Origin of the sequence: Micromonospora sp. MH33, from assembly GCF_003013775.1 — a bacterium.
Lineage (GTDB): Bacteria > Actinomycetota > Actinomycetes > Mycobacteriales > Micromonosporaceae > Micromonospora > Micromonospora fulviviridis.
In genome coordinates this window covers 12,301-33,560 of the sequence record NZ_MUYZ01000044.1, presented here as the reverse complement: position 1 = coordinate 33,560, position 21,260 = coordinate 12,301, and the positions used below count along the sequence as shown (strand labels likewise).

Here is a 21,260-nt window from a genome sequence, read left to right as displayed (position 1 = left end):
CCGGCAACCAACCCAACAGCCACACCCGACCCGCTCGGGTCGTCAGCACAACCTACTGACCCTTCGAACTTAAGGACATGACCCATCGGCGGGAAGTGGCACGACCACGATTCCGCCCTCCGGCGTGAGCCGCCCTCTCGGCGGTGCCAGGAGACACGACGAACACCACCAGCGGACCCACGTCCACGGCTGGTGGTGCTTCGTCTCCCGTCCCTGCCACCCCCGAAAGAGGAGACAGTCATGTCCACCACCCCGCTCACCATCGACCCGCTCGGTCTCGCCGTCGGCCGTGACGCCCAGGTCCTGCACCGCGCCGCCTCGCCGGAGTTCTCCGGCTGGCTGGAGCACACCCGCCCCGCCGGCGGCTGCTCCCGCCCGATCCGTCTTACCGGCACGATCGCCGCCGTCGAGCGAGACACCGGCCGCATCACCGGTCGGCTGCATACCGACGAGCTGCCCGACCGGGCGCTCTACAAGGCGTGCGGCAACCGCCGCGAATCGGTGTGCCCGGACTGCGCCTGGGTCTACCAGGGCGACGCCTATCAGGTCGTCTGTCGCGGCCTGACCGGCGGCAAGGGCGTCCCCGACTCGGTCGGCCGGCACCCGGTCGTCTTCGCCACCTTCACCGCCCCGTCCTTCGGCCCGGTCCACCACCGGCATATCCCCCGCCACACCTGCCGCAACCGGCAGCGCTGCGACTGCCGCCCCGCCCCCTGCCGCGCCCGCAGCAACGCCGGCACCTGCCCACACGGGCAGCCGGCGGCGTGCTTCGCCCGCCACGACGGCGACGATCCGCGGCTCGGACGGCCGTTGTGCCTGGACTGCTACGACCACGCCCACCAGGTCGTGTGGAACTACTTCTCCGGCGAACTGTGGCGGCGCACCAAACAGGCCGCCGACCGCCGCCTCGCCGCCATCTCCCGCAAGCGCGGCATCCCCTCCGTCCAGGTCGTCACCGCCTCCGGCAAGGTCCGCTGGGTGCCGCCCGTGCGGGTGTCCCACGGCAAGGTCGCCGAAATGCAGCGCCGCGGAGCCGTGCACTTCCACGTCCTGCTGCGCCTCGACGGTGTAGCCCCGGACGACCCGGACGCGCTCGTGCCGCCGCCGGCCGGCATCACCGTCGACGACCTGGAAGACGCGATCCACGCCGCCGCCCGGCAGATCACCGTCACCACACCACCGCACCCCGACCAGCCCGAAGGCTGGTTGGTCGCCTGGGGCGAGCAGGTCGACGTGCGGCGTATCAACACCGCTGGCGGCGAGCTGACCGACGGCAAGGTTGCCGCCTATCTCGCCAAGTACGCCACCAAGGCCACCGAAGCCAGCGGCCACTCCTTCACCCGCCTCACCCCGGCCACCATCGACGACTACGCCGATCCCGAAGGCGACCACCTCGCCCGCCTCATCGACGCCTGCTGGCACCTCGGCCGCCCCACCCCCCCCGATATGACCGGCGGCGCCGCAACCGCCGACAACCGTCAAGGCAGCCTTGACACCAAACCGCGCCCCTACGCCGGGCTACGCCGCTGGGCGCACATGCTCGGCTTCGGCGGTCACTTCCTCACCAAAGCCCGCCGCTACTCCGTCACCTTCGCCCTGCTGCGCGACACCCGCGCCACCTACCGGCGCGAGGAGGACGACGAACCGGCCGACACGATCACCGTCGGCACCCTCACCTACATCGGAGCTGGATGGCTCTCCGAGGGTGACGCCCTGCTCGCCAACACCGCCGCAAGGCAGCGGCGCGAGAGCAGACGCATCGGCCGGGAAGAACTCGCCCATGAAGCCTGGCTCACCGGGGCCGCCGCATGACCCTCGACCTCCGCCCCCGCTGGTACTCGCCTGCCGAGGTCGCCGTGTTGCTCGGCTTCGGGATCTCCAAGGTCAAGATGAAGATCGCCACCGGCGAGCTGCGCTCCATCAAGGACGGCAAGTACCGCCGCATCCTCCCCGAATGGGTCGACGACTACATCCGCGAGCAGGTCGAACGCCAGGAGGCTGCCTGATGCCCGCACGTGCACGTGCCAATGGCGAAGGCTCGATCTTCCCGTACCGGAACGGCTTCGCCGCCTACGTCTGGGTCACCAAGCCCGACGGCCGGCGCACCCGCAAGTACGTCTACGGCAAAACCCGCGAGGCCGTCCACGACAAGTGGATCAAACTGCACCAGCAGGCGAAGCAGGGACCGGTGGCGACGAGCGTCCCGACGGTCGGTGGCTTCCTCAACTACTGGCTGGCCGAGATCATCCAGCCGAACCGGGCACCGTTGACCTACGCGACCTATGAGACGTTCGTCCGCCGCTACATCGCCCCCGGCCTCGGAGCCAAGCGGCTCGACCGGCTCCAATCCCGGGAGGTGCAGACCTGGATCAACCAGGTGGCCCGAAGCTGCCAGTGCCGCGCCCAGGGCAAGGATGCCGCCCGGCCGAAGCACAAGCGGCGCTGCTGTGCGGTCGGCCGCTGCTGCCAGGCCGTCCCGTCGACGCGCACGGTCAGCGACATCCGGGCCGCGCTGCGAGCCGCCCTCACCCACGCCCAGGCCGAAGACCTCATCACCAAGAACCCCCTTCTGGGAGTCGACGAAGTCGACCTTCATCGCGACGGACGGTCCAGCTCCGCCGCGAAGAAAGACGCCGCGGACTTCAGGATCTGGTTGGCCCGCCGCAGCTCACGATTCTCCCGTTCCAACGCGGCGAGGCGTTCCGCGTCGCTGCTGGTGATGCCCGGCCGGTCACCGGCGTCGGTCTCGGCCTTCTTCACCCACGTGCGCAACGCCTCCGGATGAACCCCGAGTTGGCCGGCGATCCGACGGATCGCACCCACCGCGCTGACTGGGTCCCGGCGGGCCTCGACCGCCAACCGGGTCGCACGCTCACGCAACTCATCGTTGTACTTCTTCGGTGCCGGCATCGCTGGTGTTCCTCCCAGGTTTCGATGTCTCCATCAAACCCGGTGCGGGACAGCTCGTACCACACCATCATCACGTTCGCCTTCCCGGCACAACGTCGGCGGCGGCGGCAACGGCACGCTCACCGCCCAGTGGAACTGGGTCATCACCTGGGTGTGACCCAGCGGCCCTCAACCGGGGGAGGCCGGGTACGGCTGGTCCCGTGCCTGGCCTCCCCGGGGTCTGTACCGTGGTGTGTGTGAGCGACCAGGGCCTGCAGGACACCGGTGTGGTGAAGACCTGGCGCCGCGAAGAGGGCTGGGGAACGGTCGCTCTCGATCACGTCGACATGACCGTCTGGGTGCACTACCGGCACATTGTCGCTGGGCCGACCGAGTACCGAAGCCTGGCGCCGGGTCAGCGGGTGCGGTGCCGCTACGAGATTCCAGGCCAGGACGGTTATCCCGCCCGGGCGATCGAGGTAACTGCCCTGTAACCGGAGCCGTCGCAGCCGCGTCCGGCCCGTGCTGCGGGCAGTTGGAGCGGCCGACCAGAACGTAGATCCATCCTGCGGTTGTTTTGGCCGGAGAGAGACGGCGGGCGGGCCGGTCAGCCGACGATGTCGCGGTCGTGGAGGTCGAGCGGTTCGAGGTCGTCGTCCTCATCGCCGTCGGTGTCGGGCGCGGCGGGGTCGTAGAGGTCGGGGTAGCGCAGGGCGTCGGGGCCTTCGTCCCAGTCGAGCCGGTCGGGCCATTCCCGGTGCTCGGCGATGGTGACGGCGCGGGTGGCGGCGCGTTCGTCGACGGAGACGCGTTCCATCGTCTCGTCGTAGATGAGGAAGTGGCCGCGGTAGTCGCGGGCGAGGTTGAGGTCGTCGTGTTCGTCGCCGAGTACGACGTTGACGACCTTGCCGGTGTAGCCGTCGTCGCCGAGTTCGACGCAGACCATGATCGGCGCTTCGTACCGTACCCACCTGCGCATGCGTCGTCCTTCATGTCGGCCCGGCCGGGTGTCGTGGTCAGCGTATCGACGGGTGTCCCGGCCGAGTGTGGTGGGCGGATCGTCTTCTGCCAGGGTGTCGTGGTGCGCCGGGAATGGGAACTCGATGACCTGATCGCGTCGTGGACGCTGGTCGACTCCGATCAGGACTTGCTGGCGCAGCTGCACGGCCAGGGCCGGTTGAGCTGCGCGTTGATGGTGAAGTTCTTCGAGATTGAGGGCCGGTTCCCGCGCCATGTCGGCGAGGTGCCCCCGGCCGCGGTGGATTATGTGGCCCGGCAGTTGGGCTGGGCCGCCGACGCACCGGTGGGGTTCGAGGTGACCGGTCGCAGCGCGGAGCGGTACCGGACGATGATCCGCGATGCGTTCGGGTTCCGGATGTTCACCCGCGGCGACGAGGACAAGATGGTCGCGTGGCTGGCCGAGCAGGTGTGGTGCCGGAATACGCCCGGTCGAGGTAGATCCGTTCGGCCGGCACCCCGAGGTCGAGCAAGATCTGCCGGTTCGCTTCCAGGTCCTGCTTGTCGGTGGAACAGCGGGCGTATCCGATCAGCACGGCGGTCACGGCCGGCAGCGTAACGGATAGCCCCCCATCACCGGACAGTTCACCGGACACCCTATCTGTGACAACCTCGTCGCTGGTAGACGCGTTTCGCGTCACGGCCGCCCGCGTGTCCGTTGAGGGTTCGGCTAACGGACACCCCGACGGCCAGCATCACTCAAGATCGAATATTTAGCGGGCTGGGACAGCGACCCAAGAGCGGGGCCTGGATGCATTTCAACGCCGTTCAGTGCACCCAACTGCTCCCCACGCGCTCCCCGATCCCGGCGGGCGGCTGCGGTGTCGCCCGGCGCCTTGGCGCCCGCTTCGGCACGTCTTCATGAAACAGCACCAAGGCTGACGTTTACTCAGCGTGACCGGTGCACTGAGACACCACGCACACGGTCGGCGGCATGAGAGTGAGATTGATCTCGGCTCGATTGATGTCGGCCGGAGTTGTCGTATCCGGGCTGCGTTGTTCGTAGCTCGTGTAGAGGCCGCCCACGAGGGCGCGGTCACGGCCAAAGGAGATGTCGACCGATGCAGCACCCACTGGCCAAGGTCCACCGCATGTTCGAGCTCGTCGAGCCGATCGCCACCGTCAGCTTCTCCGAGGTGCCGAACGAGGCGTTCCTGGTCTTGGGTATGCGCAACTACTGGGACGGGTACTTCGCGGGCCGGGCCGCGCCGCTGGGCCTGGCGCCGGCCGCGGTGGTGCACACGGTCGTCGGGACCGCGTCCCGGTGGCGCTGCCCGCCCCTCAGCGTGGCGGGCCGGCGCAGGTGACGGGCGCGCAGCTGATCCGGTGCGCGCTCCGGGTCGGCCAGAAGCTCGATCGCGGATATCGAAAATGACATTCATCCCGTTGTAGGCTTCGCTCGGACGTCTCTGGACGCCGCTGCCCACTCGTTCCCTCTTGAGGAGCCACTACCCATGTCACTCAGCACCGCCGAGCGCCCCGATGATGCCGGGGCAGTCCTTGCCGAGATCTGGTCGGAGCTGCTCGGAATCCCGGCTCACACGATCACGCCCGACGCGTCGTTTCTGCGTCTGGGTGGCGATTCGGTGCTCGCGGTGCGGATGGCCGCGCTCATCCGCAAACGACTCGGAGTGGTGCTGGCGCTGGCTGACGTCGGCGCAGAGTCCACGGTGGCGGAGCTGACCGAGTTGATCCGCCGACGATCCGCTGGAGGAACAGCGGCTCGAGCCCTCCCGGTCGAGCTGCGTCGCCGTCTCGACAAGACGGCGCCGTTTCCCCTGCTTCCCCTGCAACAGGGGTACTTCGTCGGCCAGCAGGGTGGATGGGAGTTGTCGTACGAGTCGGCGCACTTCTACAGCGACGTCGCCCTGCTCGACATGGACAGCGAGGAGGCCCCCGAGGCTCTGGCCGACGCGCTGCGCCGGCTCGCCGAGCATCAGCCGATGCTGCGGGCCCGGGTCACCTCCGACGGAATGCAGCACATTCTGCCGCTCGACGCGCCCGCGGCCGTCCCGGAGCCGCAGGTGTACGACCTGCGTACGGCGTCCGCAGAGGAGACGGCCGAGAGCCTGGCGCGGCTACGCGCGGAGATGATCGCCAACGGGCCCGACCCGGCTCGTGGTCCCGGGCTCGACATCCGCCTGACGCTGTTGCCCGACGGCCGGGGCAGGCTCCACACGAACATGAGCCTGTTACTGTTCGACGGGTGGTCGGCCACGCTGCTGAACCGGGAACTGCTCGAGCTGAGCGCTGACTGGAACGCCATGCCCGCCCCGTTGGACATGGGCTTCGACGACTACGTCTCGTCGGTGCATGCTCTGCCGCAGACCGATGCCTGGACCAGCGACCGGGACTGGTGGTGGTCCCGGCTCGACGACATGCCGCTGCCTCCGGCACTGCCCTTGACGACCGATCCGCGTGAGGTCCGGGCGACGACGATGGTCAACCGGGAGCAGTACCTGTCTCCCGGCCGTTGGGTCGCGCTGCGCGACCGCTGCGCCGCCCATGACGTCACACCGTCGACAGCGATGTTCACCGTGTTCGCGATCACCATCGCGCGGTGGGCCGGCCATCACCGGCTCCTGCTGAACTCGCTGCAGCTCAACCGGCTGCCGTTGCACCCCGACGTGCACCGGGTCTTCGGTGCTTTCGCGTCCACCATGCTGTTGCCCACCGAGCTGACTCCGGGCTCGACGTTCGCGCAGCTGGTGACACAGGCGCAACGCCGGTTCACCGAGCACGCCGGTCATGCGCTGGTGACCGGCGTCGAGGTGTCCCGTGAGCTGGGGCGGCGCCGGGGAACCCATCGGCCGGTCGCGCCCGTGGTCTTCCAGAGCACCCTGGGCATGGACGCCGCCATGGGCGCCCAGCAACCCGACTTCGCCGGGCCGTTGGGTCAGCTCGACATGGACGACTTCTTCCATCAGCTCCGTACCCCGCAGGTGGCGCTGGAGGCCCGGTTCTATGAGCTGCGCGGCTCCTTGGCCATCGCTTTCTCGCTGGTGGAGGAACTGTTCGACATCGAGCAGGTTGATGCCGCGTACGCCGATCTGGTCGCTCTGGTGGGCAGTCTCGCCGACGGTGACGGCTGGGACCGGCCGGTCGATCTGCCAGGTGAACCCAACGAGGCCCGGACCGGCTTGCGGCTGGGACGCTACGACGACGACCGGGCCGACGCCGACGGCGGTCCGCCCGCCACCGAACTGGAACTGACGATCGCCTCCGTATGGGAGGAGGTGCTGGAGGCGCCGGTGCTGGATCGCGGCGCCAACTTCTTCGATCTCGGGGGCGACTCGCTGCTCGCCGTGCGGGCGCTGGCGCGGCTGGCCAAGGAGGCCGGGATCACCGTGCCGGTCCGAGAGTTCCTGGCCGACCCGACGGTGGCGGGTTTGGCTGCCGCAAGTCGCACGGACGTCGCACGATGACAAGACTTGTCGGGGTTCTCGGCGGCGCCGGGGCGGTGGGCCGTACCGCCGTCGAGCGACTGCGTGGTTTCGGGCTGCCCGTACGGGTGGGCGGGCGTGATCTGGCGCGCGCCGGCGAGGTCGCGCGAGCGCACGCAGCGGACGCGGTGATGGTCGACCTGTTCGACGACGCGTCGCTCGCCGCGTTCTGTGCGGGTTGTTCGGTGGTACTCAACTGTGCCGGGCCGTCGTATCAGGTGCTCGATCGAGTGGCCCGGGCCGCCTTGGAGGCGGGCGCGGGCTATGTGGACGCGGCCGGTGATCTGGTCGCGGCCGACGCCCTCGCCCAGAACCCTCCGGCGGCTCTGGCGCGGCATCCGGCCGTCTTCTCCGCCGGACTGATGCCCGGCCTTTCCGGGTTGCTGCCGCGGCTGCTGCTCGACGGCGGCCCGGTGGCCCGCCTGGACGTGTACGTCGGCGGGTCGGTCGAGATCAGCGCGGCCTCCGCGGTGGACGCGCTGCTGACCCGGGGCCCGAAGTTCGGGCACGCGCTGGCGATGTGGCGGGACGGACGGGTCGCGCCGCACAGTCTGGCGCCGCTGCGCTCGATCACACTGCCCGGTTTCCGGGGCCGGGTGCACGCCGTGCCGTTCCTGTCCACCGAAATGATCGGGCTGGCGTCGGCGGCCGGGCTCACGGAGTTGCGAAACTACACGGTGTATGCGACGGACAACCTGCCGCAGGCGTTCGCGACGGCGTGGGCCGACGAGGGGCAGCCACCGGAGGCTCACGCCGATGCGATCGTGGACGCGGCACAGCGGGATGTCGCAGCACACGGACGGCACTATGCGGTGCTGGCGTATGCGCGCCCGCGTGTGGGTTCGGGGCTGATGCCGCGGCGGGTGCTGCTGCGGACTCCGGATTCGTATCCGCTCAGCGGCGTGGTGTCCGCCGTCGCCGCCCGTCAGGTGGCGCTGGGCTCGGTCATTCCAGGCGCCCACTTCGCCTCGGAGGTGCTGGACCCCGAGGCGGTGGCGAAGGAGCTGGCAGCGGACCCGCTGGTCAGTGAGCTTGCCCTGCCGTCACGCTGAGAGGTTCTCAGCAGGTGGCGGCGAGGAGCTGGACGCCGACCGGGTGCAGTGGATGGTCTGGGCCAGGAACCGAGATGATCGACCGGAAACCGGCGGCGTCCAGCTCGCTGCGCCACTGCGTCTCGTCGAGGAAGATCTTGCCGGTGCCGGCCCTCAGGTCGCGGTCGCCCGGCCGTTCACCACCTGGCCGGGCTGACATCAGGAACTGCATGGATGTCAGGATCTGGTGCATCTCCCGGGTGGTCTCCACGAACAGCAGCACGCCGTCGCGGCGCAGCAGGCGCCGGATGCCGCGCAGGGTGGCACCGATGTCGACGGCGTTGTGCAGCACGTTGGCACCGATGACGAGGTCCAGGGTGCCCTCGTCGACGCCCTGCGAGAGGGGGTCCGCGTTGATGTCGAAGCGCCCGTACCGTAGGCCGGCGTGGTCGGCGAACCGCAGCCGGGCATCGGTGAGGAAGAACGCCGACACGTCGGTGAACAGGTAGTCGATCGGGGTGCCGCGCAGCGCGTCCAGAACGTCCGCGGTGGTGCCGCCCACGCCTGCACCGACTTCGAGGACCCGCAGGGGCCGGTCCGTGGGCCGCCACTGCGCGATCCAGCGGACCGTTTCAGCGGCGGCCGCGTTGACGTAGCGGTTGACGGCGTTGTCCCGGTAGGCGCCCTCGGCGGTGCCGGTGTCCCCGTCGGCGAACAGCAGCGCCTGCAGACTGACCTCGTCGCGCAGCAGTGCGGGAAGGTATTGCACCGCGGTCTGGAAGAACCGGCTGAGTCCGGGCGGGTAGTGCAGACCCCGGCGAGCCCGGTCGATGCCGTCGATGGCGTCGCGCAGGGCGGCCCGTCCCGGTGCGCGCAGATCGTGGTAGCGGTGCCCGTCGGTGGCCAGCATGTCGGCGTCGACGAGGACGGCGAGCCATCGGCGCATGATCCAGCGGTGTCGCGGGGCGATGGCCAGCGCGGCTGCGATCTTCTCCTCGTCGTCGCCGGGCGCCTGCGCGCAGAGGCCGGGACCGGCGAGGGTGTCGGCCATGGCGAGGCGGGCGACGTGGTCGAGGTCCTGGAGGAAGACCGGCAGTCTCTCGGCGTCGTGTGCGTCGATCGCCCGTGCGGCCGCCGCCGCGATCCGCTCGGCGGGGACGCCGTGCTCGACGCTGATCCGCACTCCCCGGGCGTCGGCGCCCGCCCGGCGCAGGGCCGCACGGGCGACCTCGCCGACGCGGCGGTGCACGAAGGCGGTAAACGGCTCGTGGGCGCGGCCGGGCGCTGCGGTGACCGGCGTGAAGGCGGCGGCGGCAGGGGCGACCAGGGTCAGTGCAGTGGGGTCTACCGGGTCCAGCACCACTGCGGCGTCGTTTCCGGCGATGGCGGTACGCAATTCGCAGGCGGTCACGGCGTCCGCGGTGTCCACCAGCAGCCGGTTGGGAATGCCGACGATGTGGACCGGCTTTTCCTCGGCGATGAGGGCCAGCGCGTCGCCGAGTCCGGTCCAATCCCGGGCGGCCGGCTGGATCGCAGCCTCACCAGGGTCCGCCCGCAGTACCGTGTCGAAGCGGTAGCGGGTCAGTTCGGAGTCGGCGTTCATGGTCTTCGGGTAGGTGGCGATGTGGACCGCGCGGCCGCTGGCGACGGCTGCGGCGGCGAGCACAGCGGGATCGAAGTTGAGTTCGGCGTCGCGCTCGGCGCGGCCGCGGGCACGCTCGTCGATCACCGGGCCGGCGGCCGACGGGTCGGCGGTGCGCTCGAGCCAGCGACAGTAGGCCTCCAGGAGACCGGCATGGCGGTTGTCGCCCACGATCACCGCGCCGCCGGGCGCGACGATCCGGATCGCGTCCTGCACCACACGGGTCAGATAGGCGACGTCAGGGAAGCATTGCGTGACCGAGTTGATGAGCACGCAGTCGGGTCCGTCGGCGGGGAAACCGGCCTGATCCAGAGCCTGCCGTACCGCATCCGAATCGACCTCGTGTGCTGCCGCGCGGACGAAGACCTGACCTGGCCGGGCATGCTGCTGGTGCCGTCGCACCATGTCCTCGGCGACGTCGGTGCCGACGTAGCCGGCCAGATGTTGCTGCAGCCGGTCGGCGAGCAGCCCGGTGCCGCAGCCCAGTTCCAGTACGTGCCGTGGTCGTGCGCCGAGAACCAGTTCGACGGTGCGGTCGACCCACTCGCTCATGTGCGCGGCCGGCAGAGGTTCTCCGGTGTCGGAGGCCCGCCAGCCGGCCAGGGCGTCGTCGGCCGCGGCGCCCGCGGCGTAGGTGAAGTCGTACACCTCGGTCCAGTGCTCGAGGTATTCGCGTACCAGGGCTCCGGGTTCCGGCCGGACGGCGGTGGCTTCGGATCGTACGCGGATGCGCAGGCCGGTGTCGTCATGGACGGCGGCGGCGATCCACGGGTGGGTGTTCAGCCGGTGCAGGGCATCGGTGATCTCCGGGGACACGGTGTAACTCCGTTCGACGTTCATGACAGGTGCCGGATGAGGGCGGCGTTGATCAGCCGTGCGACAGTGGTGATAGCCGGGTCCCGCATCAAGGAGTAGTGGTCGGCGTCGATGCCGATCACCTGCGGTGGTACGGCCAGGTGGGTGGACCAGCCCAGGTCGGTCAGGCCGTTGGGGGTGTCGTCGACGCCCATCCCGATCCCGGAGTTGCGGGTGGCCCGGCGGTCGGCCCGTACCAGCAGCGTGTGGGTCCGCTCGTCGGCATGGAGGCCGGGCTGGTGCAGGGCCAGGCCACGCAGGTGACGGTCGAACACGGCGACCCGGGCCTGCGGACTCTCGCGGGTGCCGAGCAGGCGGTGGCGCCGGAGCCGCTCGGTGGCCTGGGCCCAGCGGTGCTCGGCCGGCTGGGCGAGGAACGCGTTCCTCGCCTCCGGTGTGCCGACGCCGAGGTCGACGCCGAGGTAGGCCTCCAGTGCTGCCAGGTGCCGGGTCAGCACGTGTGCCGTGGCGGTATCCGGGTCGCCGGGCACCGCCGTGATGTAGGACGGATCGTTGGAGTCCAGCATCACCAGCAGGGCGACGTGCTGGACCTGCTCGTGCAGGGCGCGGGCCATCTCGTGGCCCAGGCTGCCGCCCATCGACCAGCCGCCGAGCAAGTAAGGGCCGTCCGGCTGAACCGAGCGGAGCACGTCGACGTAGAGCCGTGCCAGCCGGGGCAGTTCGGTGGGCGCTTGCCCGCCGGCCAGCCCGGGGTCGGTCAGGCCGACGACGGCGACGCGCTCGTCGAGGCGTTGCGCGAGGTCGGCGTAGCAGGTCACGTCTCCACCCGAAGGATGGACGAGAAAGAGCGTCGGTCCGGAGCCGGTGGCGGCGCGCAGCGTGATCGCCACGTCGTCCACCGGCAGCGGCACCACGGCGGCGGGCTCGGGATGCCAGGCCGCCGGATCGGTCAGGCTCCGCAGCCTGGTGAGGTAGAGCTCGAACATCCGCTCGACGTCGGCGGTGGGCAGCACCGGTTCCAGCGCGTCCCACTGCACCAGCAGTTCACCGTGATGTTCGAGCACCTGATGGTCCAGGACGGTCTGCGGCGTCTGGCTCAGGGCGGATACCTGCCGCCCGGCCCACTCCAGGTCGCGCTCACCGCCGATCACGTCGTCGAGCCCGAGCGCGCTGGTGAAGACCACCGGGACGGACGCGACGGTTCCGGTCCGCGCGGCTTTCTCCGCCAACAGGTCGAGGGCGGAGAAGTCCCCATGGTCGAGATCGGTGAAGAGCCGCCGATGGGTCTTGGCGGCGTGCTCGGCGAATCCGCCTGCGGCACGGAGGTCCACCTCGTGCAGCAGCAGCGACGTGAAGTCGCCGACGACGCTGTCGATGGCGGGGTGGATCGCGGGACGGTCGAACAGTGTCACCGTGACGGCGAAATGGTCTTCGGCGCTCCACTGGGCGAGTAGTTCGCTGTACGCGGCGAGCAGGGCCGCCGTCGGGGTGACGCCGTTGTCGGCGGCGTTGCGCCGGAAGGCGGCCCACTGCTGGGCGTCGAGCCGGCCCGTGTGGCGCTCGAACCGGCCGCCGGTGTCGGCGCCGGAGACCGGCAGAGCTGGCGCGCCTGGCAGGTCGGGCAGCCGGTCACGCCAGTAGCCCGCGGCGCGGGTCCATTCCGGTGTGTCGCGCCGTGCCGTCATGGCCTGCACGCAGCCGGCGAAGGTGATCGGCACCTCGGGCAGTTCCCGGTCGGGGTTGCGGTAGTAGTGGCGCAGGTCGCGGTCGAGGATCCAGTAGCTGCCGGCGTCGCAGACGAGCACGTCGATGCCGAGGAACAGCCGTACGCGGCCGCCGGGCAGCCGGGCCGCGCGGATCTGGACCAGCGGCCATCGGTCGGACGGGCCGGGCCGGCGGAAGACCTGTTCGCGTAGCACGGCGAGCCGTTCGGTGCGTTTCTGCTCGTCGGCCTGGGTCAGATCGACCGGACGGATGCGGTAGTGGGGCACGTGTGGCAGTTGCCGCATGCGGCCCTGGCTGGTCGTCACGGTGCGCAGCATCGGATGCCGGGCGATCACCCGGTTCCAAGCCTGTTCGTAGCGGTCCAGGTCGAGGTCGGGGCAGTCGTACTCCAGCGCGAAATGGCAGGCGGTGTCGCCGAAGCGGTAGCCGCCGGTGCGGCCGGTCCAGTACGCGTGCTGCACGCGGGTCATGGCGAAGGTGCCGTCGTCGTCGGGCCCGCCGGTCACGGCCACCGTCGGCGGCGGGTCGGCGGCAGGCTGCTCGGCGGCGTCGGCGATGGTCGCGGCCAGTCCGGCGACGGTGGGCCGGGCGAGCAGGTCGCGCAGGCTCAGGCGTACGCCGTACCGCTCCCCCAGGTCGGCGAGCATGCGGGTGGCCAGCAGTGAGTGCCCGCCCAGCGCGAAGAAGTCGGTGTCGGCGTCGTTCACCGGTGTGGAGAACAGATCGGACCAGGTGGCAGCGACCACCGCTTCGGTGCCGGTCAGATCGTTGGGGGTGTCGGCCTGGCGGCGCACCACCGGACGGTCGGCGTCGCGTACCCGGGTCCGCAGGTCGGTGGTGGACACGGCGACGACCGGTGGGGCGGTGCCGGCCGCGCACGCGCCGAGGATGGCGTCCAGCGCCTGCATGCCGGTGGCGGCGTCCAGCGCGAACGTGAGGTTGACCTCGCGCTCGCTACCGAGGGGTCCGACCTTCCAGGCGTCCCAGACGACGCTGATCCAGCGTGTGCCGTCGGCCGGCGCCTGCTCGGCGACGGCGTTGAGGAAGCCGTTCGACGCGCTGTAGGGGCCGGTGCCGATACCGCCGACGAGCGTGCCCGCGGAGGACATGAGCACGACACGGGCGGGTCGCCGCGCCGGCGGCAGCGCCTCGATGGCAGCCCGCAGTGCCAGCGCTCCGCCGGCTTTTGCCCGCAGGTGACCGTCCACGTGCTCGGGGCCGATGCGCCGCATCGGCGGCAGGTCCTCGGTCGCCACCACACCGGCCGCGTGCACCACCAGGTCGACGGTAGATCCGGCGCTCAGCTCGGCGAGCAGCGCGCTGGTGCCGACGGGGTCGGCGGCGTCGAGCACCCGCACGGACACGTCATGGCCCTGCTCGACGAGCTGATGTACGCCGGCGGTGCGGACGCCGGAGCGGGAGGTGAGCACCACCCGCACCCCCTGCCGGGCAAGGTGGGCCGCCATGGTGAGGCCAACGTCGCCCAGACCTCCGATGATCAGTGCGGTGCCGCCGTGCGGCACCGCCGGCACGTCCGGTACGGCCGGCCAGGGTTTTAGTGTGCTGACCCATCGCTGGGATCCGCGTACGGCGACCTCGGTGACCGTGTGCTCGCGGCGCAGGTCGGCCAGTTCGTCGAGCACGGCGGGCGCGTGGGCACGCAGATCGGTGACGTCGATCGTCCGCCACGACAGTCCCGGAGTTTCCTGGGCCATCACCCTGGGCAGTGCTCGCACCGCCGTGGCGCCCGGGGCCGGTATGTCACCGCTCTCGACGCGGCAGCCGTTCACCGTGATCTGCAACAGCAGGGCCGGCGGCGGATCGAGCGCGGCGACGCGGCCATGCCGGAGGATCTCTGCCGCCGTCTGCTCCGGCGTCTGATGGGCGCCGGCCACGATGATCACGCCGTCGACGGCTTGGCCGGTCTGTTCCAGGCCGACGGGTTCGGCGCCGCGAGCGCGCAGGGCAGCACCGATGAGGTCTTCGTCGTCTCCGGCGACCAGCCACCGGCCACCGATACGGGTCGCGGCCGGCAACGGCGGTTCCTGCCGCCAGAGCGGGATCTGGAGCAGCTCGGTGGTCTGCGGCAGTGTCTGCGAGGGTTCGGGATCGATCCACAGACGACGGCGCTGGAAGGCGTACCCGGGTGCGATGACCCGGCGTCGTCCCGGGCGGTGCATGGCGCTGAAGTCGACCGGCACGCCGTGGCTCCACAGTTCACCGGCAGCCAGCCGGGTGGCCACGAGATCCGACAGCTCACCGTCGGACGGGTAGGTGGTGACGGTGGCGCGCAGGTGCGCGAATCCGTGGTTTCGGGCGGCCGCGGCGAGGGCTGCGCCCGGACCGACCTGAACCACGACCGTCGGCGTGGGATCGGCTGTCGCGGTCGTAAGCGCTGCCGAGAAGCGCACCGGATCGCGCAGCTGACGCACCCAGTGCTGGGGATCGGTGAACTCGTCGCCGACAATCGCGCCGGTCAGCGAGCTGACCGTGGCCATGCCGGGCCGGCCGGCACGCACTGATCGTGCAGCCGCTCGCATGTCGGGCAGCGCGGGATCGATCAACCTGGAGTGAGCGGCCGAGCTGAGCCGCAGCCGGGCGGATTCGGTGCCCTCATGCCTCAGTGCCGCGGCGAGGGCGTCCACGGCGCCGGACGGGCCGGAGACCACACAGGATCGTGGAGCGTTCACCGCCGCCAGGTCGATGAGGGAATGCTCGCGCAGCAGGGGGGTCATCTCGGTCTCGGGCAATGGCACAGACAGCATCGCCCCGCCGCCCGCCGCCCCGGCCAGTACCCGGGATCGGGCAGCGACCAGCGTCACCGCGTCCGGCAGCGTCAGCGCTCCCGAGAGCACGGCAGCGGCGTACTCACCGAGGCTGTGGCCCAGCAGCACGTCCGGGGTGATGCCCCAGGAACCGAGCAGCCGGGCGGTGGCCACCGAGACGGTGAACAGGGCCGGCAGGCCCACGAGAGCCGACTCGGCCAAGGTGCTGTCACCACCGGTGATCAGCGTGGTGACGTCGATGTCGAGGTGGTCGCGGAACAGTTTCGCGCACTCGTCCACGGTGGCGGCGAACACCGGTTCGTCGGCGTGCAGTCCCGCGGCCATACCCGCGTACTGGCTACCGCCGCCGGGAAAGAGGAACGCCAGGCGGGGCACGCCTTCGGCGCGGACCACGGAGGTGCGCCGGGCGGCGACGCCCGGGCCGGTGAGCACGGCTTGGCGGTACGGAAAGTGCTCGCGGCCGAGCTGGAGCGTGTGGGCGACATCGGGCAGGTCGGCCGAGGGCAGGTCGCGGGCGGCCGCGTCGAGGGCGGGCCGGTCGTGTGCCGAGTACAGCAGGATCTGGGGACGGTCGTCGGCCGGGGACGCCGCGCGCTCGGGCGCCGGGCCGAGCACGACGTGGGCGTTGGTGCCGCCGATGCCGAAGGAGCTGACACCGGCGTACGGCGGGGTGTCCCACGCACGGGTCCGGGTCACCACCGCGAACGGTGAGCCGTCGAGTCCGAGCTGTTCGTTGATCGGCTCGGCGTGCAGGGAGGCCGGCAGCGTCCGGTGGTGCAGCGCGAGCACGGTCTTGATGAACGAGGCGATGCCAGCGGCCGAGTTGGCGTGACCGATGTTGCTCTTCACCGAGCCGAGTCCGCACCAGGCCGCGGTCGGTGCACCGTCGCGTCCGAAGGCTCTGCGCAGGGCCGCGACCTCGATGGGATCGCCGAGCCGGGTGCCGGTGCCGTGCCCCTCGACGTAGCCGACGTCCGCCGGATCGACGTCGGCGACCGCGAGTGCCTCCGCGATCACGCGTGCCTGTCCCCGCAGCGAGGGTGCGGTGAAGCCGACCTTGGCGGCGCCGTCGTTGTTGACCGCGCTGCCGTGCAGGACGGCCAGGACCGGGTCGCCGTCGGCGAGGGCGTCGTCGAGCCGGCGGAGCACCACCGCGCCGACGCCCTGGGTGTAGACGATGCCGGTGCCCTCGGCGGAGAAGGGCCGGACCCGGCCGTCCACGGAGAAGATGCCTTCCGGCACGTACCGGTAGCCGTGTCCCTGCGGGACGATCAGCGACACTCCGCCGGCAACAGCCATGTCGCACTCCCCGGCCAGCAGTGACTGGGCGGCGACGTGGACGGCCACCAGCGAGGTGGAACAGGTGGTGGTGATGTTCATCGCCGGGCCGGTCAGCCCCAGCCGGTACGCGGTCTGCAGGGGCAGGTAGTCGGCCTGGGTCGCGATCGCGGTCTGCAGGCTGCCCAGCGGATCGGGGCCGCCGCCGGTGGGATCCCATCGGCCGGCCAGGTTGGCGGTCAGGTACGCGCTCTGCGCCGCTCCGGCGAAGACACCGACCGCCTCGACGCCGGTGCCGCCGCCGTGGCCGCTGCGTTCCAGAGCCTGCCAGGCGACCTCGAGGAAGAGCCGGTGCTGTGGGTCGGTGAGAGCGGCCTCGGCGTCGGTGAGTCCGAACGGCGCCGGGTCGAACACATCCTGGCCGTCGATGAGGCCACCGACCGGGACGTAGTCCGGACGCCGCCGTAGAGCCGCCGGTACCGGCCGAGCGGCGAGCTCGTCGTCGGTGAACCGGGTGAGTCCTTCCCTGCCGTCGTGCAGCAGTTCCCAGAAACGGTCGGTGTCCGGTGCTCCCGGGAAGCGTCCGGCGACCGCGGTCACCGCGATGGCCGGGTTCTGCTGGGCGGGCGACGTCATCGCACTCCTCGATGGTGGGCCGGAACGGCTCACCCGTTATACATGAGGATGGCAATCATTTCCATAAACTTCAACCACGTTCGACGCGCTACTGGAAGTCGTTGTCGTTTTCATGTTGTACTACGGGTTCCGAGCCCCGGGAAGGGAGACGCATGACGGCGTCGCGTACATCGCCGATCGATGGCCAGAACGAGGTGACCGCATGTTTGGCGGAGATCCTCGACCTCGATCCGGAGGACATCGATCCGGACCGTAAGCTGACCGAGCTGGGCCTGGACTCCTTCGCCGCCGTGCGGCTGCGCCGCAGACTGCTCGACGACCTCGGCGTCGACCTGCCGTTGACCGCCTTCCTCAACGGCGCCACACCCGGCACCGTCGCGGCGGCCGTGACGGCCGACGCCGCCGGCGGAACCGAACCGTTTCCGCTGACCCCGATACAGACCGCCTACCTGCTCGGCCGCGACCCGTCGCTACCGCTCGGCGGGGTAGCCACCCACTTCTACTTCGAATACGACCGGCGGCCCGGCGCCGCGCCGGAGGCCGACCTCGATGCCCTGGAGCAAGCCTGGAACCGCCTGGTCGATCACCATCCGATGCTGCGCCTGGTTATCGACGACGAGGCCCGCCAGCAGGTGCTGCCCGAGGTTCCCCTCTATCGGATCCCGATAACCGATCTGCGCAACGCCGCACTCGCCGACGCGGAGCGAGAGGCCGAAGGCATGCGTGCCGCCCTGTCGCATCGGCCCCCAGCGGTGGACCGGTGGCCGCTGTTCGACATCCGGGCCGCGCTGCTCCCCGACGGCCGCACCCGGCTGTTCGTCGGCATGGACATCATCGCCCTCGACATGGCCGGTTGGATGCAACTCATGCGCGAGTGGGGCCGGATCACCGCAGACCCCGGCCTGATCCTGCCCGCGCCCGCCACCACCTTCGCGGCGGCGCTCGCCCGGCGCGCCCAGGATCCGGCCGAAGCAGCCCGTCGGGCCCGTGGCCGCGAGTACTGGCAGGTACGGGCCGCCGCCCTTCCGCCCGGCCCAGCTCTGCCCTGGCGCGCCAGTGCTCAAGAGCTCGGCACGCCGCGCTTCACCCGGCACGCCGCCGAACTGACCGCCACTGAATGGTCGAAACTACGCAGCCGGGCGAGCACCCACGGCGTCTCCGCCACCGCGGTGCTGCTGGCCGCCCTCGCGACGGTCCTCGGCCGTTGGGGCGCCACCGGCCCGTTCTGCCTGAACACCACCCTGTTCGATCGGCCGGACGACGAGGACCTGCAGTCGGTGGTCGGCGACTTCACCACTACCGTGCTCACCGAATGCGCACCGCCGGACCTGTCCGGCGACGGCGGTTTCGCCCGGTACGCCGCCACGATCAACCACCGCTTCTGGACCGACCTCGACCACCGCTCGATCTCCGCGGTTGAGGTGCTGCGCGGGCGCGGCGACGGCGGGCTCACCCCCGCGTATCCGGTGGTGTTCACCAGCGGGGTCGGGCTGTCGGCCACCGAGGACTCCCCGACGGCCTGGCTCGGCGACGAGGTGTTCGGTGTCTCACAGACCCCGCAGATCCTCATCGACCACATCGTGTGGGAGGACGGTGGCCGCCTGCGCGTCGCCTGGGACGTCGTCGACGGCTGCCTGCCCGACGGTTTCGCGCCCGGCATCCGCGACGCCCACCTGTGGTTGCTGCGCCGCCTGGCCGGTGAGGAGCGGGCCTGGACGGATCCGGCGTTCGGGTGGGACCCGTCGTTCCGCCCGGACGAGCCACTGGACGTCAGCCCGTTCGGCGACTGCGGCCCGCTGATCGACGACCCGCTGCGGGCGGCGGCGCACCGGGCACCGCACGACGTCGCACTCCTGCACGGCGATGCCGCCGTCAGTCACGGCGAACTCGCCGAACGCGTACGGGCCACCGCCTCCGTCCTCGCCGGCCACGGCTTGGGTCCGGGTGACATGGTCGCGGTGGCCGCGCCGAAGGGCATCGCGCAGATCGTCGCCACGCTCGGTGTCACCGCGTCCGGTGCCGGCTACGTCCCCGTGGAGCCGTCGTGGCCCGCGGCACGGATCGCTTCCGTGTGCGCCCAGGCCGGGATCCGGCATGCGCTGGTCACCGGCATGGCACCCGCCTCGTGGCCGGACACGGTGGAGGTCCACCCCCTCGGCGACGACGGCGTACCCGCGGGCGGCGGCGACGCCGAGCCCCGCACACCACAGGCCGGCGACCTGGCGTACGCCATCTTCACCTCCGGCTCCACCGGACGGCCCAAGGGTGTCGCGGTCGAACATCGTCAGGTTCGCACGACGCTCGACGACATGGCTGACCGTTTCCTGCTCGACAGCCGCGACCGGGTGCTGGCGCTGTCGGCGCTGTCGTTCGACCTGTCGGTGTATGACGTGTTCGGCGTGCTCGGAGCCGGTGGTGCGATGGTCCTGCCGGATGCCGACCGGCAACGTGATCCCGGCTACTGGCTGGAGTTGATGCGTCGCCACCGGGTGTCGGTGTGGAACACCGCACCGGCCCTGCTGGAGATGCTCGTCGAATACGCCGAGATCGAGCCCGCTGCGGCCACCTCGGCGCTGTCGACGTTGCGCCTGGTGCTGCTCTCCGGTGACTGGATCCCGGTGACCCTGCCCGACCGGGTCCGCAGCCTCGCCCCGCACGCGCGGATCATCAGCCTGGGCGGTGCCACCGAGGCGTCCATCTGGTCGATCTGCCACCCGATCGACGTGGTCGACCCGGCCTGGCCGAGCATTCCCTACGGACGGGCGCTGCGCGGTCAGTCGTTCCACATCCTCGACAGCGAAGGCCGGCCGTGTCCGGTGGGTGAGACGGGTGAGCTGTTCATCGGCGGCGACGGTGTGGCCGCCGGTTACCTCGGTGATCCGGAGCAGACGGCACAACGCTTCACCACCCACCCGGTGCTGCGCCGCCGGACGTACCGCACCGGTGACCTGGGGCGCTGGCGCTACGACGGGACCATCGAGTTCCTCGGCCGCGTCGACCGGCAGGTGAAGATCCGCGGACACCGCATCGAACTGGGCGAGATCGAAGCCGTGCTCAGCCGTGCACCCGGGGTCCGGCGGTGTGTCGCTCGGTCCGTGCCCGGGCCCGACGGCGGCGCCCGGCTGGTCGCCTACGTTGCCACCGGCGACGGGGAGACACCGGTCGCCGATCAGGAATTGATCACTCGCCTACGCGAATACCTGCCCGAATACATGATCCCCAGCCGCTTTGTGCACCTGGCGGCACTGCCCGTCACCGCCAACGGCAAGGTGGACCACGATCGCCTGGACAACCCGTTCCGTCCCCATGCGAGCGCTCCGGAGAAAGCCGCAGAACCACCCGTCACGGTGCAGCAGGCGCCGCCGGAGGCGCCCACAGCACCGCCGGCGACCGGGGAGGACCTGACCGCACTTCTCGTCGACGCCGCCCGGTCGGGGCTCGACGTCCGCGTCAAGGTCGGCGCGGGCCGGCTGGACGTCGTCTCCGCCCTGCGTACGGCCACCGAACTCGCCGGTGCGGCCCGTGCGCTGGGGGGCTCTTACCGGGTCGTACCCAAACTCGACGGCGAAGCCGTCCTGGGACTGCAGATCACCGCCGACGCCGTCCCGGCACCGACGGTCACCGACCAATCGGTGGCTGCCACCACCGCTACCACGACACCCGATCCGGCCACCGAACAACTGATCGCTGCCGTGTTCGCCGAACTCCTCGACACCCCGATCGACGTGACCAAACCGTTCTTCGACCTGGGGGCGACCTCGCTCACGCTCATCCGGGCCCACCGACGGCTCACTCAACGTCTCGGCGTATCCCTGGCCATGGTCGACATGTTCACCAGGCCGACCGTCCGCGACCTCGCCCGGCTGATCGCCGATCACCGCCACCCGGCCGCCCCGAGCCGGGAGAAGCCGATTGCCGTCGCTCCCGGGCACGACCGCGCCGCCGGCCGGCGCGCCGCCCGCGCGCTGGCGGCGCGCACCACGCTCTGACCACACCG

General features: G+C 70.9%; 11 protein-coding genes and 2 pseudogenes. 9 read left to right on the top strand and 4 right to left on the bottom strand.

Annotation, left to right across the window (positions count from 1 at the left end; all coding sequences use genetic code 11):
- Nucleotides 1-240 precede the first annotated feature (240 nt).
- The 4 genes and pseudogenes from B0E53_RS10200 to B0E53_RS10180 all read left to right on the top strand — a co-directional run bounded on the left by B0E53_RS10200 (nt 241) and on the right by B0E53_RS10180 (nt 3,383).
- Nucleotides 241-1,812 (top strand): replication initiator, encoded by a 1,572-nt coding sequence (locus tag B0E53_RS10200; RefSeq protein WP_107075810.1) that lies wholly within the window; start codon nt 241-243, stop codon nt 1,810-1,812.
- Nucleotides 1,809-2,006 (top strand): excisionase family DNA-binding protein, encoded by a 198-nt coding sequence (locus B0E53_RS10195; RefSeq protein WP_107075809.1) that lies wholly within the window; start codon nt 1,809-1,811, stop codon nt 2,004-2,006. The genes B0E53_RS10200 and B0E53_RS10195 overlap by 4 nt, the downstream gene beginning before the upstream one ends.
- Nucleotides 2,006-2,566, top strand: a pseudogene (locus B0E53_RS10190) (N-terminal phage integrase SAM-like domain-containing protein); the annotation flags it as partial. The gene B0E53_RS10195 and the pseudogene B0E53_RS10190, both read left to right, overlap by 1 nt.
- A 580-nt stretch (nt 2,567-3,146) precedes the next feature.
- Nucleotides 3,147-3,383: a cold shock domain-containing protein gene (locus B0E53_RS10180; RefSeq protein WP_210406015.1), complete on the top strand. Its 237-nt coding sequence runs from the start codon at nt 3,147-3,149 to the stop codon at nt 3,381-3,383.
- A gap of 113 nt (nt 3,384-3,496) precedes the next feature.
- Here the strand turns inward: B0E53_RS10180 and B0E53_RS37470 are convergent, their stop codons facing one another.
- The gene (locus B0E53_RS37470; protein WP_107075807.1) at nt 3,497-3,868 is read right to left on the bottom strand and encodes a hypothetical protein; all 372 of its coding nucleotides are present in this window, start codon (nt 3,866-3,868) and stop codon (nt 3,497-3,499) included.
- 12 nt (nt 3,869-3,880) lie between these two features.
- On the opposite strand from B0E53_RS37470, the pseudogene B0E53_RS39230 reads away from it, so the two are divergent.
- Nucleotides 3,881-4,276: pseudogene (locus tag B0E53_RS39230) on the top strand (DUF4158 domain-containing protein); the annotation flags it as partial.
- Here B0E53_RS39230 and B0E53_RS37465 read toward each other — a convergent pair.
- Nucleotides 4,269-4,442, bottom strand: coding sequence for a recombinase family protein (locus B0E53_RS37465; protein ID WP_246835327.1), 174 nt, complete (start codon nt 4,440-4,442; stop codon nt 4,269-4,271). The pseudogene B0E53_RS39230 and the gene B0E53_RS37465 sit on opposite strands and share 8 nt — an antisense overlap.
- Nucleotides 4,443-4,967: 525 nt before the next feature.
- Here B0E53_RS37465 and B0E53_RS10165 point away from each other — a divergent pair.
- From B0E53_RS10165 to B0E53_RS10155, 3 genes are all read left to right on the top strand, one after another.
- Nucleotides 4,968-5,213: a hypothetical protein gene (locus tag B0E53_RS10165; protein WP_246835325.1), complete on the top strand. Its 246-nt coding sequence runs from the start codon at nt 4,968-4,970 to the stop codon at nt 5,211-5,213.
- 147 nt (nt 5,214-5,360) lie between these two features.
- Nucleotides 5,361-7,331, top strand: a complete 1,971-nt coding sequence (locus B0E53_RS10160) for a phosphopantetheine-binding protein (RefSeq protein WP_107075805.1) — start codon at nt 5,361-5,363, stop codon at nt 7,329-7,331.
- Nucleotides 7,328-8,401 (top strand): saccharopine dehydrogenase NADP-binding domain-containing protein, encoded by a 1,074-nt coding sequence (locus B0E53_RS10155; RefSeq protein WP_107075804.1) that lies wholly within the window; start codon nt 7,328-7,330, stop codon nt 8,399-8,401. The genes B0E53_RS10160 and B0E53_RS10155 overlap by 4 nt, the downstream gene beginning before the upstream one ends.
- Nucleotides 8,402-8,408: 7 nt before the next feature.
- Here B0E53_RS10155 and B0E53_RS10150 read toward each other — a convergent pair whose 3' ends face one another.
- Both B0E53_RS10150 and B0E53_RS10145 read right to left on the bottom strand, forming a co-directional pair.
- A complete protein-coding gene (locus B0E53_RS10150) occupies nt 8,409-10,862 on the bottom strand; it encodes a methyltransferase (protein ID WP_107075803.1) in 2,454 nt (817 codons plus the stop codon).
- The gene (locus B0E53_RS10145; RefSeq protein ID WP_107075802.1) at nt 10,859-17,263 is read right to left on the bottom strand and encodes a type I polyketide synthase; all 6,405 of its coding nucleotides are present in this window, start codon (nt 17,261-17,263) and stop codon (nt 10,859-10,861) included. Before B0E53_RS10145 ends, B0E53_RS10150 begins: the two co-directional genes overlap by 4 nt.
- An 11-nt stretch (nt 17,264-17,274) precedes the next feature.
- Between B0E53_RS10145 and B0E53_RS10140 the strand changes: the two genes are divergently transcribed.
- Nucleotides 17,275-21,252, top strand: a complete 3,978-nt coding sequence (locus B0E53_RS10140; RefSeq protein WP_107075801.1) for a non-ribosomal peptide synthetase — start codon at nt 17,275-17,277, stop codon at nt 21,250-21,252.
- Nucleotides 21,253-21,260: the final 8 nt, after the last annotated feature.

Excerpts from the sequence above, each read along its gene's own strand:
- B0E53_RS10150 (WP_107075803.1), bottom strand. The coding sequence starts at position 10,862 with ATGAACGTCGAACGGAGTTACACCGTGTCCCCGGAGATCACCGATGCC.
- B0E53_RS10160 (WP_107075805.1), top strand. The coding sequence starts at position 5,361 with ATGTCACTCAGCACCGCCGAGCGCCCCGATGATGCCGGGGCAGTCCTT.
- B0E53_RS10200 (WP_107075810.1), top strand. The coding sequence starts at position 241 with ATGTCCACCACCCCGCTCACCATCGACCCGCTCGGTCTCGCCGTCGGC.
- B0E53_RS10165 (WP_246835325.1), top strand. The coding sequence starts at position 4,968 with ATGCAGCACCCACTGGCCAAGGTCCACCGCATGTTCGAGCTCGTCGAG.
- B0E53_RS10145 (WP_107075802.1), bottom strand. The coding sequence starts at position 17,263 with ATGACGTCGCCCGCCCAGCAGAACCCGGCCATCGCGGTGACCGCGGTC.
- B0E53_RS10155 (WP_107075804.1), top strand. The coding sequence starts at position 7,328 with ATGACAAGACTTGTCGGGGTTCTCGGCGGCGCCGGGGCGGTGGGCCGT.
- B0E53_RS10140 (WP_107075801.1), top strand. The coding sequence starts at position 17,275 with ATGGTGGGCCGGAACGGCTCACCCGTTATACATGAGGATGGCAATCAT.
- B0E53_RS10195 (WP_107075809.1), top strand. The coding sequence starts at position 1,809 with ATGACCCTCGACCTCCGCCCCCGCTGGTACTCGCCTGCCGAGGTCGCC.
- B0E53_RS37470 (WP_107075807.1), bottom strand. The coding sequence starts at position 3,868 with ATGCGCAGGTGGGTACGGTACGAAGCGCCGATCATGGTCTGCGTCGAA.